Origin of the sequence: Winogradskyella eckloniae (genome assembly GCF_013249045.1) — a bacterium.
Taxonomy (GTDB): domain Bacteria; phylum Bacteroidota; class Bacteroidia; order Flavobacteriales; family Flavobacteriaceae; genus Winogradskyella; species Winogradskyella eckloniae.
On record NZ_JABRWP010000001.1, the window covers coordinates 82,316 to 98,032 of the forward strand.

Below are 15,717 nucleotides of genomic sequence, written 5' to 3' on the forward strand. Positions count from 1 at the left end.
AATTATAGTTTAAGGGCTTTTGCCTTTTTAGCAAACGTTTCTGATTTACTAATATTATTCAATGCCTTGTGGGCAATACTTAATTCTGAATAAAAATCGGCTTCCATATTTGGGTTATCAATTAAAAACTCTAATCCCATTTCTAAGTTATCAATTGCTTTTTTAGAATAACCTAATTTATTATTTGCCACACCAACTACTAAATACAAAATGGGTTGTGCTGGATATAATTCTAATGCTTGTTCTCCGCCATTTACAGCGCTTGTGTAGTCTTCAATATCTATTTGTAGTAGTAATACGTCTTTTATAAGTTTAAAGTCGTCTGGTGTTTGTTTTAAGGCTTCTTTAAAATTAGTGAGTGCTTTTATCTTGTCACCTGCTTTAAGATAATAATAGCCTAAGTCACTATGCGTTTGTGCATCTTTATTGTCGTCTACTAATGATGTTATATCTATTAAATGCGATTCGTATTCTGGGTTCCTTCCTACAAATGCCACAAAATCTTTAAGCACTTTTGCTTTTGCATCTGCATTGATCTCTGGGCTTGTTAAAACCGTTTTAACAGAACCTATAGCATCTTCTACCTTTCCATCTTGCAAATAAAACTTATACAAAGCCAAATGCACAAATTTAGAGTCTGGCTTTGTTTTTAATAAATTTTCTGCCGCTTTATAGGCATTTTTTCGATCACCTGTTTGGCTATATCTATAAATAAGTTTTAAGTGATTATCCTCATTGTTAGGGTTATTAGCAATGCGTTGTTCCAAGTTTTCTATTCTGTCATCTGCATTACCTGTGATGCTGTAAATATCATTGCGCATAGCATCTCTAGATTCACTCAGCCCAAATTCTGCATCTAACTCATCTAAAATATCTAATGCTTGCTTATATTTTTCTTCTCTAACATAGAGTGCTGCCAGGTCTTCTTTGTAATCTGGATGGTATTTTACCAGCTGTTTAATAGTCTTTAGAGCATTTTTAATATCTTCTTGTTGAAAATATACATCGTAGAGCTCATCTAAAAACCAAACATTATCAGGCTGCATTTCTATTGCTTTTTTTAGATGGTCTTCTGCGGCTCCAAAATTTTTGAGTTTGTTGTAGTTTTTACCTAACTCAAAATAAATAACCGGTTTTTTACTATCGAGATTTAAACATTTATGAAGTGCTTCCACAGCTTTATCATAATTTTCGATGCCTTTCTGTTTTAAGGCTTCAAAGAAATGTTCTTGAAATTCATCTTCATAATTTCCTAAATCGTCATCTGGTCTTTTATTAAAATCAACTTGAGCATAGCTTGCCTGTGGAACGCCTAACATTCCGAAGATAAAAATCAATAATAAGATATAATTCTTATTCACTTTGTTGTTTTTTAAGCAGGTCTTCTATCATTTCAAACGTCTCTAAGACTTCAAATTTTTCGCATGAGGCTCTCATTTTTTCTCTAAAACGATTAGCTTCTTTAGGTAAATTTCCACCTGCATTATCAAACGTTTCTTTATCTGGCCACTGTGCGTATGCAAAATAACTTAAGGCATCTTTTTTGTGTAATCTAGAGCCTAAACTGCCTTCGTTTTTGTATATCAATTCTGTTAAACCTTTCCAAGCTTCAATAAAATCTTCTTCCTGATTGGGTTTTATTTTAATAGTATACAAAATGATATACATCCTTGCTAGATTTTAATTATAAGATGTCTTTCAAAAGTTGTTCCAAAGATTACTCAACTAAAAAAGAGATTCCTGCTTACGCAGCAATGCATTACTCCATAATTGTATAATCTCCTATACTAATCTTAGTAAACTCGCCATTGTACTTAACGTAATTACCGATCATAGCTTCATCTAAATTAGCATTTTTGATTTTGCTTTGGTTTTGTATTAAGCTATTTTTAACGGTTGAATTTTCTATAACACAATCTTTACCTATAGACACATGTGGTCCAACGGTTGTGTTTTTCAAAATGGTTCCTTTACCAATATAACAAGGCTCAATTATTGTTGCGTTTTCTAAAACGACAGAATCGTCAATTAATTGCTCTTCGTTGTCTGCTGTTAAAAAGCCTAACATTTTGGCATTAGTTTCTAAGGTAACGGCTTTGTTTCCACAGTCCATCCACTCATCAACGGTTCCGGTTTTAAATACTTTCCCATCTGCCATCATACGTTTAATACCATCATTAATTTGGTATTCGCCACCATTCATTATGTTTTCGTCTAAGATTTCTTGTAATTTTTCTTTTAAAACGGCAACATCTTTAAAGTAATAAATACCAATTACGGCCTGATCACTAACAAAAGATTCTGGCTTTTCTACAAGCTCAACAATATTTTGATCGTCATTTAATTTTACTACACCATACGCTTCTGGGTTTTCTACACATTTAGTCCAAATCACACTATCTGCAGATGGATCTAGATCAAATTCTGCTCTAATTAAAGTATCTGCATACGCAATTACTGCTGGTCCTGAAAGAGATGGTTTTGCACTCATTATCGCATGACCTGTACCTAAAGGTTGGTCTTGTCTATAAATAGATGCTTTTGCGCCTAAGCCTTCTGCCAATTCTTTTAGACTACTTACAACCTCTTCTCCAAAAAACGCTGGATCTCCTAAAACGAACGCAATTTCTTCTATAGGTTGCTTTAATACTTTTGCAATATCTTTAACTAAACGATGCACTATTGGTTGACCTGCAACCGGAATTAAAGGTTTAGGTACTGTTAAACTATGTGGTCTAAGACGAGAGCCTCGACCTGCCATTGGTACTATTATTTTCATAATTATGCCTGCGAAAGCAGGTATCTTTTAGGTTATACTTATATTTTTTATTCTAACTTAATATTACTAACAAGAGTCAAAATATCACTTTTATAACTCTTTTTATTCGATTTGTAGCCTTGTAATTATTTTACACCTGTACTTCCAAAACCACCTTCTCCTCTATCCGTTTCAGATAATTCTAAAACATCTACCCATTCTGCACGTTCGTGTTTTGCAATAACTAATTGTGCAATACGCTCACCATTATTAATTTCAAAATCTTCGTTAGACAGGTTTACTAATATTACACCGATTTCGCCTCTGTAATCTGCATCTATTGTTCCTGGTGCATTAAGGACTGTAATTCCTTTTTTTGCGGCTAATCCACTTCTTGGTCTTACCTGCGCTTCTGTACCAATTGGTAATTCTATAAATAACCCTGTACCAACAATTGTTCTTTCTAAAGGTTTTAAAATTCTAGATTCTGTTAAGCTTGCACGTAAATCCATACCAGCGGAAGCTATGGTTTCATAATGCGGTAAATCGTGTCTGGATTTATTTATTACTTTTATTTTCATGTTTACTTTTGTCTGTTCAATACTTGTTTTAACTCTTTCTTTTCAAGCATAATAACTAAGCCCAAAAATACAATTAACATTGCAATTCCTATCAAATAATTTTCGCGATAGTTATAAAAAAATGTAAATGAGAATACGATAGAGGTCACAAGGTATAGACTTATTTTCTTGAGATTATATGGGATTGGATAGTATTTTCGTCCAAAATAAAACGATAATAGCATCATAATAGCGTACGCGGAAACGGTTGCAATGGCAGAACCTTTAAATCCTATTTTAGGAATTAAAACAAAATTTAACACCAAGGTTACTAAAGCTCCAAATATTGAAATATAAGCACCAAACTTAGTACGATCTGTAATTTTATACCATACTGAAAGGTTGTGGTAAATGCCTAAACAAAAATTAGCTAAAAGTATAAAAGGTACAATCCACATGGCGTCGTAATAAGCTTCACTTAAAATAATATAAGGCTTTAAAAGATCAGCAAATACAACTACTACTAAAAGAATCACCGAACCAAACGCAATAAAGTATTCTAAAATCTTAGCATAGTTTTTTTGTGGATTTTCAGTCTTAGAATGACTAAAAAAATAAGGCTCAATACCTAAACGAAAAGCGGTTGCAAACAAGGTCATAAATAAAGCGAGCTTGTAACAGGCTGAATACATCCCAATTTGTTGGTCTGCAATATCATCTGGTAAAAGATATTCTAATAAAATACGATCAAAGGTTTCGTTCACAGAATATGCAATACCTGCGATGAGTACAGGTAATGCATAACGCATCATTTTTTTCCATAAAACGGCGTCGAATTTTAATTTAATTTTAGCGTAAAATGGCGCTAATGCTAACAACGTTAATCCGCTTGCTATAACATTAGAAATAAATATATAGCTAATTTCATACGATTCTACATAAATATTATTGAAAATCGTATTCCCTTTTGCAAGGTCTTTTAAATATAATAAGAGGAATATATTAAGCCCTAAATTAACTGCGACATTACAAATCTTAATTATAGCATATCGCATAGGTTGCGCAGTGGCTCTTAACCAAGAAAACGGTATTATTACTAAAGCGTCTAACAGTAAAATAACAAATACTAAATTTAGATACTTTAGGTCTATATTAATGAGTGTTGAGATCTGAGTTCTAAATAAAAAGGCGATTCCAATAAGTGCAAATGAGCTAAATATTAATGTTATTGCCGAGGTACTTATTACCTTTTCTTGGTCTTCTTCTTTATTAAAAAACCTAAAAAAAGCGGTTTCCATGCCATAGGCCAATAAGACATTAAAAAGTACAAAATAGGCAAATATAAATGATACTCTACCGTATTCTTCTACAGATAATACGTCTGGATTGGTATAAAGTGGTACCAGAATAAAACCTAACATCCTTGGCAAAACCGTTGCTAAGCCATAAATGAAAGTTTGTTTAAAAAGTGATTTAAATCCGCTCAAGAGTATTATTATCAGTAAGACTCAAAAGTATTAAATTAATGCATTTTAAACCCAACCCGTAAGAATTAATATCAAAGTATCTTTATTTGACCGTTCTATGCAACACTGATCTAAATAGATAGCATGTATTGAAATCTTAAAATCACAATTGAACAAGGACATTTCGTTTAAACTTTATGCCGTTTAAAAATGTTCTCATGAGTATAGATTTTATAGAGGTAACAGAGGATGCTCTCTTTTGCCGTTCATAGATTTTGGGCGGACCATTTTCGTAATAAACACCTCTTTTTTCATTTAAATCTGATACTTTAACATACTTAACTTCGCCATTTTCTACAAAACTAATAGCACATTCATTATCTTCTAATGTAAACGGAAAGTCTGGGTCTTTTTCTGCTTTTTTAAAGGTATAATATGGTGATTTATTTTTTAAAACTGCTGTATATCTCCCAGAGTCTTCTACCAGTTTTGCTTTTAAATTTCTAAAATATACACTATCAATTTTGATATGATCCCCTTTATTTACAATAGGAACAAATACATTCATACCTGTACCGCCAATTTTAATGCCAGCATACCATTCTTGAAAAGATATGGTCTTTACTTTAAAGGCTGTTGACTCTTGAAAAGTAGCTACAGATGCTAAATGTGAACCCTCACCAGAAACAATCATTGCTTCTCGTCTTCTTTGATACGCTAAAGGCGGCCCATCTTCATATTGAATACGTTCCTTTTCTAAAACGTTAGCAACCTTATGAAACTTTGTTTTACCGTTTTCAATATACCTAATGACGCATTCATTTTCTTGTAAAGTAAATGGATACTCTTCTGATGTGTCTAAATTTTCAAATGTATGATTTGGCGAGTTGTTTTTTAGTACAGCTGTATACCTACCGTAATTTCTAACAAGTTGACCTTTTAAATTATTGAAATAAATACTGTCTATTACAACGTTTTCTGCCTTATCTTCTATAGGTACAAAAACATTAATACCTGAGTTTTCTTCTTCAGTTATTGTATTCCATTCTTGATAATAAATAGGTTTAACCTTAAAAGATAATGGTTCTGCTGCTTGTTTAGAGTTCACTCGTGAACTTGCACACTGAAAATTAGTAGATAAAACAACTGTTACTGCTAAGGTAAATATTACCCTCTTGAGATGTTTCATTTTTTAATAGCTTAAAGATTTGGATGTGCAATATATAAATAAATCCATTAAAGGCAATATAAATCCGATAAACGGTAATATTTTGTAAGAAGTAATGTAAAAAATGTTAATTTTTAGTAGGAGAACTGGGATAATTTATAGTTTGACGCTTCATAACACCAAAAACCTTATGATAAAAAAGGCCTTTTCTGTTCTTAATTTTGTAGCTAATTACACATTCATCGACACTACTATCAAAGGAATAAAAGTTAGATGTTTTTGTTCTAATTTTATGATTATCAGAATGTAAGTTTGCTACATATAAGAGGCTGTCAACTGGGCTATTTTTTAATTTTAATACGTTTTCTCTAAAAAGTACACTGTCTAAAATGATAGTATTTTCATTTAAGCGTACGTATAAATTTATGCCACTTTTACCAGATGCTATGCCTGAGTTCCAAGGTTTATAATAAGCCTCTTTTATAGTCGTAGATGGTATATCTGTCAATTTTGATACTGAAGTGCATTTCATTAGACATAAAGCCACTAGAAGCACAAAACAAATGCCTATTGTTGTTTTCATAAGAATCGTAAAATAACCAATGTTGTTGAAACAAAAAAACCTAACTCTAGTGAGTTAGGTTTTTAATATTTTAAAATTAGATGGCTGCTTTTGCAGGTACTACTTAATTATTTAAAGCTTCAGCTCCACCAACAATTTCTAATATTTCGTTTGTAATAGCTGCTTGACGCGCTTTGTTGTATGTTAACTTTAATTGATCTCTTAATTCTGTAGCATTATCAGTGGCTTTGTGCATTGCCGTCATACGTGCGCCATGCTCAGAAGCAAAAGAATCTCTAATGCCTTTATATAGCTGTGTTTTTAAAGATTTAGGAATCAATTCTTCTACAATCTCTAGCTTAGAAGGTTCAAAAACGTAATCTAAATTTACACTATCATCACTTTCCACAGGTACAATTGGTAAAAACTGTTCTGTCATTACGATTTGCGTCGCAGCATTCTTAAAGTGATTATAAACGATTTCAATTTTATCAAAAGCACCAGAAACGAACTTGTCCATAAGCATTTCTGCAATATCAGCGACATTATCAAACGTTAAATCATCAAATAATTCACTTTTATCTGCTATTACTTTATCCGTTTTTTTAAAGGCATCATTTGCTTTTTTACCAATTGCTAGGTAAGATACCTCTTGGTTAGCATAAGTATCATTAGTAAGTCTTGTAACTTCCTTAATGATGTTAGAATTAAATGCACCAGCCAATCCTCTGTTAGACGTTACGGCAACGATAAGTACATTTTTTACTTCGCGTTGCTCAGAATATTTACTTCCAGAATCTTCATCTAAAGTAGCACTTAAGCTTTGTAGTAATTCTGTTAACTTATTAGAATAAGGACGCATTGCTGTAATAGCATCTTGAGCCTTCTTCAACTTTGCAGCAGATACCATTTTCATAGCACTTGTAATCTGCATCGTAGAAGATACTGATGATATTCTATTTCTAATTTCCTTTAAATTCGCCATCGTATTAGTGTAAAGTATTTAGTACAAATCTATTAATGCTTTTCAATAATGCCTTTGTACTTATTACTAGTTTCTATATTTACCTGAAAGGTCTTTCGCTACACTTGTTAAGGTATCAATAACTTCATCAGTTAATTTACCTGCTTTAAGTGTATCTAAAGTATCTCTATGCTTTGCATTTAAGAACTCTAAATAATCACGTTCAAATTCTTTTACTTTTTCTACAGGAACATCTTTTAATAAGTTCTTAGAACCAGCATATATAATAGCCACTTGATCTTCTACTTTAAAAGGATCATTTTGTGCTTGCTTTAAGATTTCAACGTTACGCTTACCTTTATTAATTACATTTAAAGTAACCGCATCTAAATCTGAACCAAACTTAGCAAACGCTTCTAATTCACGGAACTGCGCTTGATCTAGCTTTAATGTACCAGATACTTTCTTCATTGATTTAATTTGAGCGTTACCTCCAACACGAGATACAGAAATACCTACGTTAATCGCTGGACGTACACCTGAGTTAAATAAATCACCATCTAAGAAAATCTGACCATCCGTAATAGAAATTACGTTTGTTGGGATATATGCCGAAACGTCACCTGCTTGTGTTTCAATAATTGGTAAAGCAGTTAAAGAACCTCCACCTTTTACTAATGGCTTTAATACCTCTGGTAAATCGTTCATTTCTTTTGCAATAGCATCATCATTAATAACCTTTGCAGAACGCTCTAATAGTCTAGAGTGTAAGTAAAATACATCACCAGGATAAGCCTCACGTCCTGGAGGACGTCTTAATAATAAAGATACCTCACGGTAAGCAACGGCTTGTTTTGATAAATCATCAAAAACAATTAAAGCTGGTCTACCAGTATCTCTAAAATATTCTCCAATAGAAGCACCTGTAAATGGCGCATAAACTTGCATTGCAGCAGGATCTGATGCATTTGCAGCTACTATGGTAGTATAAGCTAAAGCTCCTTTTTCTTCTAAGGTTTTAGCAATTAAAGCTACTGTTGAAGCTTTTTGACCTACAGCAACATATATACAATATACAGGCTCACCTGCATCGTAAAATTCTTTTTGATTTAAGATCGCATCAATACAAACGGCTGTTTTACCAGTTTGACGGTCACCAATTACCAACTCACGTTGACCTCTACCTACAGGAATCATAGCATCGATCGCCTTAATACCAGTTTGTAATGGCTCTGTTACTGGCTCTCTGTAAATAACACCTGGTGCTTTACGCTCTAAAGGCATTTCATAAGTGTCGCCAGCTATTGGTCCTTTACCATCAATTGGGTTACCTAAAGTATCTACCACACGGCCAACAATACCTTCACCTACTTTTACTGAGGCAATACGCTCTGTTCGTTTAACCGTAGAACCTTCTTTAACGCCTACTGAAGTACCTAAAAGTACAATACCTACATTATCTTCCTCAAGGTTAAGTACAATTCCTTCTGCACCACCTTCGAATTCTACTAATTCACCATATTGTGCGTTAGCTAATCCGTAAGCACGTACAATACCATCACCTACAGTTAATACTGTTCCTACTTCGTCTAATGAAGCACCTGCTTCAAAACCTGAAAGTTGTTGTTTTAAGATTGCTGATATTTCAGCTGGTTTTACTTCTGCCATCTTTATTTAGATATTAGACGTTAGATCTTAGACGTTAGACGCCTACTCTAACGTTTTTTAATTTAGTGTAAATTCTCTTTTTAATTTATTGAGTTTGTTTGAAATACTAGCATTATACTGAATATCTCCAACTCTTAATATGAAACCACCTAAAATGCTTTCATCAATTATATTTTCTACTTCTGTCTCTTTGCCTGTCAGTTCCTTTACTTTTGCGATCACTTTTGTTTTTAGATCATCTGTCAATGGTACAGCCGTTGTAACTGATGCTATTTGACTTCCTCTTAACTGATCGAATAACTGAGTATAACTTTCCGCAACATCACTTAATAATGCTAATCGCTTATTCGCAATTAAAGTATCTATTAAATTTGATGTAGAAACATTAGCATCTTTAAAAACAGACGTTAATACTGCCTTTTTATCTGAGGATCTTACTACAGGACTTTGAAGCATCTGGTTTAAATCCTTATTTTCCGCAATAGCGTTAGCGATAGTCTTCATATCGCCATTTACTACATCTGCAGAATTTTGATCTGTTGCTATACTTAAAACCGCTTTTGCGTATCTAATGGCTGCTCTTGATCCTGACATGTCTTACTAGTTTAAAGTTGCTTCACCTAACATAGACTCAACTAATTTTAGTTGCTCTTCTTTGTTAGATAATTCGTTACGAACTACTTTTTCTGCAATTTCTATAGACAAGCCAGAAACATGATTTTTTAATTCTGCCATAGCAGACTTCTTTTCGCTTTCAATAGCAGCTTGAGCCTGAGCAATCATAGTGTTTGCCGTTTCTTGAGCTTCTGTCTTAGCGTCTTCAATCATTTTATTTTTTAAATCTCTAGCTTCTTTAAGCATTGTCTCACGTTCTGCACGCGCTTCTTTTAATAACTTTTCGTTATCTGCTTGTAGATTTTGCATTTCTAACTTTGCATTTTCTGCAGCATCTAATGCATTTTGAATACCGTCTTCTCTTGATTGTAATGCATCAAGAATAGGTTTCCATGCAAATTTTCTCATTAATACGATTAATATTAATAAGATAATGGCTTGCATAAAAAATAAGCCTGGCGAAAAATCTTGTAATAACTGATCCATGAAAACTATAAATTAGTTGTTATTTGTTTTTGTTTAATTTTAAAAACAGGTCCTGCAACCAACCGTTACAGGATTCTGTTTTTGTTTTGTCAAGGAAATAGTCTTATTTCCCTAAGATTAATGCACCGAAAGCTAAACCTTCTAATAAGGCACCAATGATGATCATCGCAGTTTGAATTTTTCCTGCTGCTTCTGGTTGTCTAGCAATACCTTCCATTGCTTTTCCACCAATTTGACCTAATCCGATTCCTCCTCCGATTACGATTAATCCTGCTCCAATTAAATTGTACATAGTAATTTGATTTTTATAAATATTAATTAAACAAATTCATTTTAATGATGGTCATGTTCTGCAACAGCCATACCGATAAATAACGATGATAACATCGTAAAAATAAACGCTTGTAAAAACGCTACTAAAAGCTCTATTACCATTATAAATAATGATAACACCAATGACATTCCTGTAGATGTTACTGGCCCAAATGCCTCTTTCATTGTAATCATTAAAGCAATTAAACTCATCACTACAAAGTGACCTGCTGTAATATTAGCAAATAAACGTACTAACAATGAAAACGGCTTAATAACGATAAAACCTACAAGTTCTATAACCGCTAAAATTGGTCTTAATAAATAAGGAACTCCTGGCATCCATAATGTGTGTGCCCAAAAATCTTTGCTTCCGCTAACCATATAAATAATCATGGTAAAAATAGCTAAACATGCTGTTACTGCGATCTGACCTGTAACATTAAAACCTAATGGTGTTAATCCTAATAAATTTAATATCCAGATGAAGAAAAACACAGTTAATAAAAAGCCCATAAATTTGCGGTACTTTTTCTCTCCAATGTTTGGTTTTGCTATCTCGTCTCTAACATAAATTACTAATGGCTCTAAAACTCTAGAAAAACCTGTAGGAATAGATTTCCCTTTTTTAAATCCTCTCGCTAAAGCACCAAAACCTAAAAGCATTAACAAACCAGTTAACAACATACCAAACACCGATTTTGTGATAGAAAAATCGATAACCTTGTGTGCATTAGTTGCATGATGATCAGCATCAAAATTAACTGATGTAGCTCCTTGATCTAATTCGTAAATCTTGCTGTGTATTTTTACTAACTTAGTATCGCCTTTATCTACAATGACGTGTCCAGCATCATCGTGATGAAATGCCGAAGACATAAATGTTTTTAATCCATTGCTTGTCCAAACAATAACGGGTAACGAAAAACTATAATGTCTTCCAGATTCGTTATGTGTATAAAAATGAAAATCGTGAGAATCCTTTAAGTGATGAGAAATATAATCTTTAATCTCATCTACTGTATCTACCTTATTACCAGAAACAACAGGGTCTTTTGTGCTGGTATCAGCCATTGCAACAGCGTTTGCAAAAAGAAATGCTATAAGGACGAAAAATTTAAAAGTTTGTTTAGCTACCTTCATTGTTAAAAAAATCAAAAAAAACCGCGTTTTTTAAATTCCGTGCAAAAGTACGCAATTTATTAACACTACAATATGTTTTTATAGTTATTATTTATACCACGTTTTTTGTAATGATTTTTACGACAAAATACACTTCTAGTACTAAGTATAAAAGAAATGGAATTAAAATACACAACCGTTCTGGTGTATTTAGAGTTTCTAAACTAAAAACGGAACTTTTAAATGCGGCATAAAACAATATGCCTTTAATAAAAAATGTTGGTAAATACACAAAACCTAGTTTGGTTTTTATACTATCTATTAGTGATAAAAGTTGAAGCTGAGCACATATTAAAAAGGAGGCTATGGCTAAAAATAGATTTATATCCCAAAGATTAAACCTTAATAATACATCTAGATCGTTATAGAGATACTCTTGAGAAAATGAAATTATAAAAAATAATAATGCAAAGGATATTATGTAAACCAATACTGTTTTAATCATCTTCTTTTGAAATTTTTATAACCTGAGAAATCACAAGATACATTGAGGCAAAGACAGCAAATAATGAAATCGATGTTTCCCAAAACGCTTTGTTATATTTAGCATCTAACCATTCACCTAAATAGTTGCCAAGAAAAATTGTACCTCCCATTTGAAAAGCAATAGACGTAAACCTTAAAAACTTACTAACGCCCTTTTTATTTGCTTTGGGCACTTTGAGAAAGTTGTGGTTTGCTTGGTTCGTTAGATAGCGACTTTACTGTACCTTTCATGCTACATGTGGCATTAAACGTAGCACCTGGCTCAACAGCTAATTTAGTGATGTGAACTTCACCTTCAATATGTGCCGTAGATTTTAATGATAAGGTACCAGATAAAATAAGTTTACCAGAAAATTTTCCTTCAAAATCTGCATTTTCACCTTGTAGTGTACCTTTAATATATCCTGATTTTCCTACAACTACTTTACCAGAAGTTTTTACATTACCTTCTACGGTTCCATCTATTCTAAATGGTCCTTGACTAGCGATATCGCCTACAATTTTGGTGCCTTGTGCTATTATATTCTGTTGTGTAGTTGCTTCCATTGTTGAGTGTTTTGGTTTTTTGTTGTCTGAAGAAAACATGTTGATTTGGTTTTAAATTACTGCAATTTTAAATATGCATTTAAGTTTTTATGTCTTTGAATTATAGCATAGTTCGGTGACGAAATTGCAAAGAACGGTCTCGTTATTTTAGGTTTAATAGGTCGACCTCTTTTGTCCTTTTCTTCCGTTTTAAGTAATTCAGCAAATCCCTTTCCTCCACCTATACTTTTTAATCCATGAACAACAACAAAGGTAGTGTTTTCATCATAAACGTCCTTTGATGTCTTAAGTTCAAAGTATTTAACTTTAGCGACTTCTTCGTCTAATATCTTAATAAAGGCATCAATATCTTCACCTTGATTGTTTTCAAACTGAAATATTACATTAAATTTATCAGCGTCATCATCTGCTATAAATTCCTTTTTTTCTAATATAGGAAACGCGTTTTCTATAATATCTAGTGCTTTTTTACCTTCTTGTGAATTTCCATAGGTTAAAGCAATATAATTGATACCTTCTTTATAGGCGTCAAAGCCATAAAGTCTTCCTTTGGCAGATGCCTTTAAAATTTCAAATTTAGGCACAAAATCATCACCTTCTAATCGTTTAATCTGTGTTTCTGCTTCTTCAATAACTGCTGCATATTCTTCGTCATTAAACTGCTGGTAAAGTCTAGTGTATATGGCTTCTGGGCTATTTTCGTCTTTAGATAACTCAGATTGCGGATTTAGTAATATTTCCGCATAGCGCGAATCTGGATAGTCATTAATTATTACCGCTTTCATCGCCTCTGCTTTACTATGTAATCCTAGCTCTGAATAAATACGGTATAAATTGTATTTTGAAGGTAGAATGAGTCGATCTTCTGGATTATTATCTAAGAGGTTTTCAAGTTTATTTTTTGCTAAAATAAGTTCCTTAAATTTTTCTTTATATATAATACCTAATTGATAATAGGCGAAATTTCGTTCTTTAGCAATACTATCTATTTCAGTTTGTTCTGTTGGCAAGGATGCTAAGTAATTTTCGGGATTAAATCTAACATCCTCAACCTTTTCAACAGATAAACTATCGTTTTTTACTGTAGATGCTAAATTAGCGCGCTCACTAGAATGTCTCCAATTATCTTGTAGTTTGCGATCACCCCAAATCTTTAAAAATTCAGATTTTCCGTAGGCAACCGTAGAGGTATTGTAAAAATAAAAACTGCTATTTCCCTGACCTAAGGTTCTTGACTGCGTTGCGCCACTAATACCTGGAGGACTCCCTGGACTTCTTAAATTTTGTTGGTTTCTTATTGCGTTGTTTGTCGTTGAATTGGCTTGATTTTTTTGCTTTTTTAAAGCCTCTTCTTGTTCCTTTTTCTCTTCTAAGGCTTTTAATCTTTGACTTTCTGCATACTGCGTATAAATTGCTAATTGCTCTGATTTTGGCAAACTAACCATTCTTAGAATACTATCGTTAGTTTGTGCTATACCTTCATAATAGATAACATCATCAAGGTTTTCGCGTTTCTTTTTAATAATTCTAAAGGGTTTGGTATTTACAACCATAGCAGTTAAAGTAGAATCATAATAAGCACCTGCTGTTTTATAACTATTATTGTCAAAATACATATTACCTAAGGTTTCGTAACTAAGCGACCTAAGGTATTGGTCTGAGGTTGTTTTTCTAAGCGACTTGTTATAATAAACCTCAGCAAGACTATCGTTTAATCTATTTCGATGATGCTCTGCAATACGATAATATATTTTATCTAAAAAGGGTCTATTCTCTCTGTTTTCTTCTAAATCTGTAAGATATTCTTGAAATTCTTCTACATTCACATTTGCATCATCCATATTATAAGACTTTTCAAGATGTGCATTAATATAAAATGAACGCGGTATTTGACGATGCATGTCTATGATAGCATCAAATTCTAAATTGGCGCTATCTTTTTTACCAAATTCATTAAAGAGTTGACCTCTAATAAAATGGTAGCGTGCTTTGTCTCTTTTAATTTTAGTGTGTTCTGCTGCTATGGCTAACTGAGCCATTGCACTATCTTTAGATTTTGTGTTAAGATAAGCCTGAGCCAAAGCGGCTGAAGCATCTGCTAAATCTTGTCCTTCTATAACGCCTTTTTCTTCCTGTAATAATCGTTTTAGTTTTTCTATAGCACCTGCATCGTTATCTAAACGCATATTGGTTTTTTCGCGCCAAATTTTAACCTGATTTATTTTATCGCTTGTAGGATATTTATTTAGAATATTATTAAACGCTGCCATTGCTGGTACAAATCGCTGATCGTAATAACGTGCTTGACCCAAAAGCAAGTATGCTTCGTCTATTTGAGGGTTTTTTTCTTTTCCTCCAATATTCATTCCGTGTACTTGGATGGCTTTGATGGCTTTTTCTTCAGCACGTTCAAAGTCTGCATTTTTGGTCTGGCCAGGAAGAAAAATATCTTCGGACACAGCCATTCTTTCTATTGGTAGAAGCTCCCAGAAATTCTCAGTGAATTCATTGTTTACACCATCAATACCACGTTGTAAGGCAATGTTACCATTGTAAAGCACATTGTATTTTGTGGCTGTAGAATGAAATTTTCTATTTAAGAATTTATCTTTTTTACGTGAACAGCTTTGAGCAATTAACACAACACAAGATAGGAGTAATATATATTTGTAATAGGTTTTCAAACGTTGGTTCTATTTAATTTGATACCAATTTAACATTAAATTACTGCCTATAATTCGTTTCTTTTTCGCCCAAATTTCAATAGAAAATAAAACCGTAGCTATGGCTATGCTTGGATTTTATATTTTATTTGAACAAAAAATAATTCAAATTAATAATACAACAATTCAATATTAAATTGGTATTATAGATAACTGAAAAACACACGGTTTAGTGTGCTACGTGGTAAAAATACGTATCTTTTTGAATTTGGGGCTGAATT

At 32.8% G+C, this 15,717-nt stretch carries 17 protein-coding genes; all 17 read right to left on the reverse strand.

The features are described 5' to 3' along the window. Positions 1 to 2: 2 nt before the first annotated feature. The 17 genes from HNV08_RS00400 to porW all read right to left on the reverse strand — a co-directional run bounded on the left by HNV08_RS00400 (position 3) and on the right by porW (position 15,457). Positions 3 to 1,361, reverse strand: coding sequence for a tetratricopeptide repeat protein (locus tag HNV08_RS00400; RefSeq protein ID WP_317170177.1), 1,359 nt, complete (start codon positions 1,359 to 1,361; stop codon positions 3 to 5). Continuing rightward, positions 1,354 to 1,668, reverse strand: coding sequence for an antibiotic biosynthesis monooxygenase family protein (locus HNV08_RS00405; protein WP_173279141.1), 315 nt, complete (start codon positions 1,666 to 1,668; stop codon positions 1,354 to 1,356). The genes HNV08_RS00400 and HNV08_RS00405 overlap by 8 nt, the downstream gene beginning before the upstream one ends. 91 nt (positions 1,669 to 1,759) lie before the next feature. Further along, positions 1,760 to 2,779, reverse strand: coding sequence for a sugar phosphate nucleotidyltransferase (locus tag HNV08_RS00410; RefSeq protein WP_173279142.1), 1,020 nt, complete (start codon positions 2,777 to 2,779; stop codon positions 1,760 to 1,762). A gap of 125 nt (positions 2,780 to 2,904) precedes the next feature. Continuing rightward, positions 2,905 to 3,339, reverse strand: a complete 435-nt coding sequence (dut, locus tag HNV08_RS00415) for a dUTP diphosphatase (RefSeq protein WP_173279143.1) — start codon at positions 3,337 to 3,339, stop codon at positions 2,905 to 2,907. 2 nt (positions 3,340 to 3,341) lie between these two features. Next, entirely contained in the window at positions 3,342 to 4,805 is a 1,464-nt protein-coding gene (locus HNV08_RS00420; protein ID WP_173279144.1) for an oligosaccharide flippase family protein, read from the reverse strand. A gap of 142 nt (positions 4,806 to 4,947) precedes the next feature. Then, complete coding sequence (locus tag HNV08_RS00425) at positions 4,948 to 5,973, reverse strand: hypothetical protein (RefSeq protein WP_173279145.1); 1,026 nt, start codon at positions 5,971 to 5,973, stop codon at positions 4,948 to 4,950. Positions 5,974 to 6,079: 106 nt separating this feature from the next. Beyond that, positions 6,080 to 6,460: a hypothetical protein gene (locus HNV08_RS00430; protein ID WP_173279146.1), complete on the reverse strand. Its 381-nt coding sequence runs from the start codon at positions 6,458 to 6,460 to the stop codon at positions 6,080 to 6,082. Positions 6,461 to 6,638: 178 nt separating this feature from the next. Beyond that, entirely contained in the window at positions 6,639 to 7,499 is an 861-nt protein-coding gene (gene atpG / locus HNV08_RS00435; RefSeq protein ID WP_173279147.1) for an ATP synthase F1 subunit gamma, read from the reverse strand. 66 nt (positions 7,500 to 7,565) lie between these two features. Beyond that, positions 7,566 to 9,146 (reverse strand): F0F1 ATP synthase subunit alpha, encoded by a 1,581-nt coding sequence (gene atpA, locus HNV08_RS00440; RefSeq protein WP_173279148.1) that lies wholly within the window; start codon positions 9,144 to 9,146, stop codon positions 7,566 to 7,568. A 57-nt stretch (positions 9,147 to 9,203) separates the two neighbouring features. Then, the gene (gene atpH, locus HNV08_RS00445) at positions 9,204 to 9,740 is read right to left on the reverse strand and encodes an ATP synthase F1 subunit delta (protein ID WP_173279149.1); all 537 of its coding nucleotides are present in this window, start codon (positions 9,738 to 9,740) and stop codon (positions 9,204 to 9,206) included. A gap of 6 nt (positions 9,741 to 9,746) precedes the next feature. Further along, the gene (locus HNV08_RS00450; RefSeq protein WP_173279150.1) at positions 9,747 to 10,247 is read right to left on the reverse strand and encodes a F0F1 ATP synthase subunit B; all 501 of its coding nucleotides are present in this window, start codon (positions 10,245 to 10,247) and stop codon (positions 9,747 to 9,749) included. 103 nt (positions 10,248 to 10,350) lie between these two features. Next, positions 10,351 to 10,539 (reverse strand): ATP synthase F0 subunit C, encoded by a 189-nt coding sequence (atpE, locus tag HNV08_RS00455; protein ID WP_004569351.1) that lies wholly within the window; start codon positions 10,537 to 10,539, stop codon positions 10,351 to 10,353. 41 nt (positions 10,540 to 10,580) lie between these two features. Further along, positions 10,581 to 11,702, reverse strand: coding sequence for a F0F1 ATP synthase subunit A (atpB, locus tag HNV08_RS00460; protein ID WP_173279151.1), 1,122 nt, complete (start codon positions 11,700 to 11,702; stop codon positions 10,581 to 10,583). A gap of 91 nt (positions 11,703 to 11,793) precedes the next feature. Beyond that, positions 11,794 to 12,186, reverse strand: a complete 393-nt coding sequence (locus HNV08_RS00465; protein WP_173279152.1) for a DUF6168 family protein — start codon at positions 12,184 to 12,186, stop codon at positions 11,794 to 11,796. Continuing rightward, complete coding sequence (locus tag HNV08_RS00470) at positions 12,179 to 12,400, reverse strand: AtpZ/AtpI family protein (protein ID WP_317170178.1); 222 nt, start codon at positions 12,398 to 12,400, stop codon at positions 12,179 to 12,181. The genes HNV08_RS00465 and HNV08_RS00470 overlap by 8 nt, the downstream gene beginning before the upstream one ends. Beyond that, positions 12,384 to 12,812, reverse strand: coding sequence for a bactofilin family protein (locus HNV08_RS00475; protein ID WP_173279153.1), 429 nt, complete (start codon positions 12,810 to 12,812; stop codon positions 12,384 to 12,386). Before HNV08_RS00475 ends, HNV08_RS00470 begins: the two co-directional genes overlap by 17 nt. 17 nt (positions 12,813 to 12,829) lie before the next feature. Next, positions 12,830 to 15,457, reverse strand: a complete 2,628-nt coding sequence (gene porW, locus HNV08_RS00480) for a type IX secretion system periplasmic lipoprotein PorW/SprE (RefSeq protein WP_173279154.1) — start codon at positions 15,455 to 15,457, stop codon at positions 12,830 to 12,832. Positions 15,458 to 15,717 lie beyond the last annotated feature (260 nt).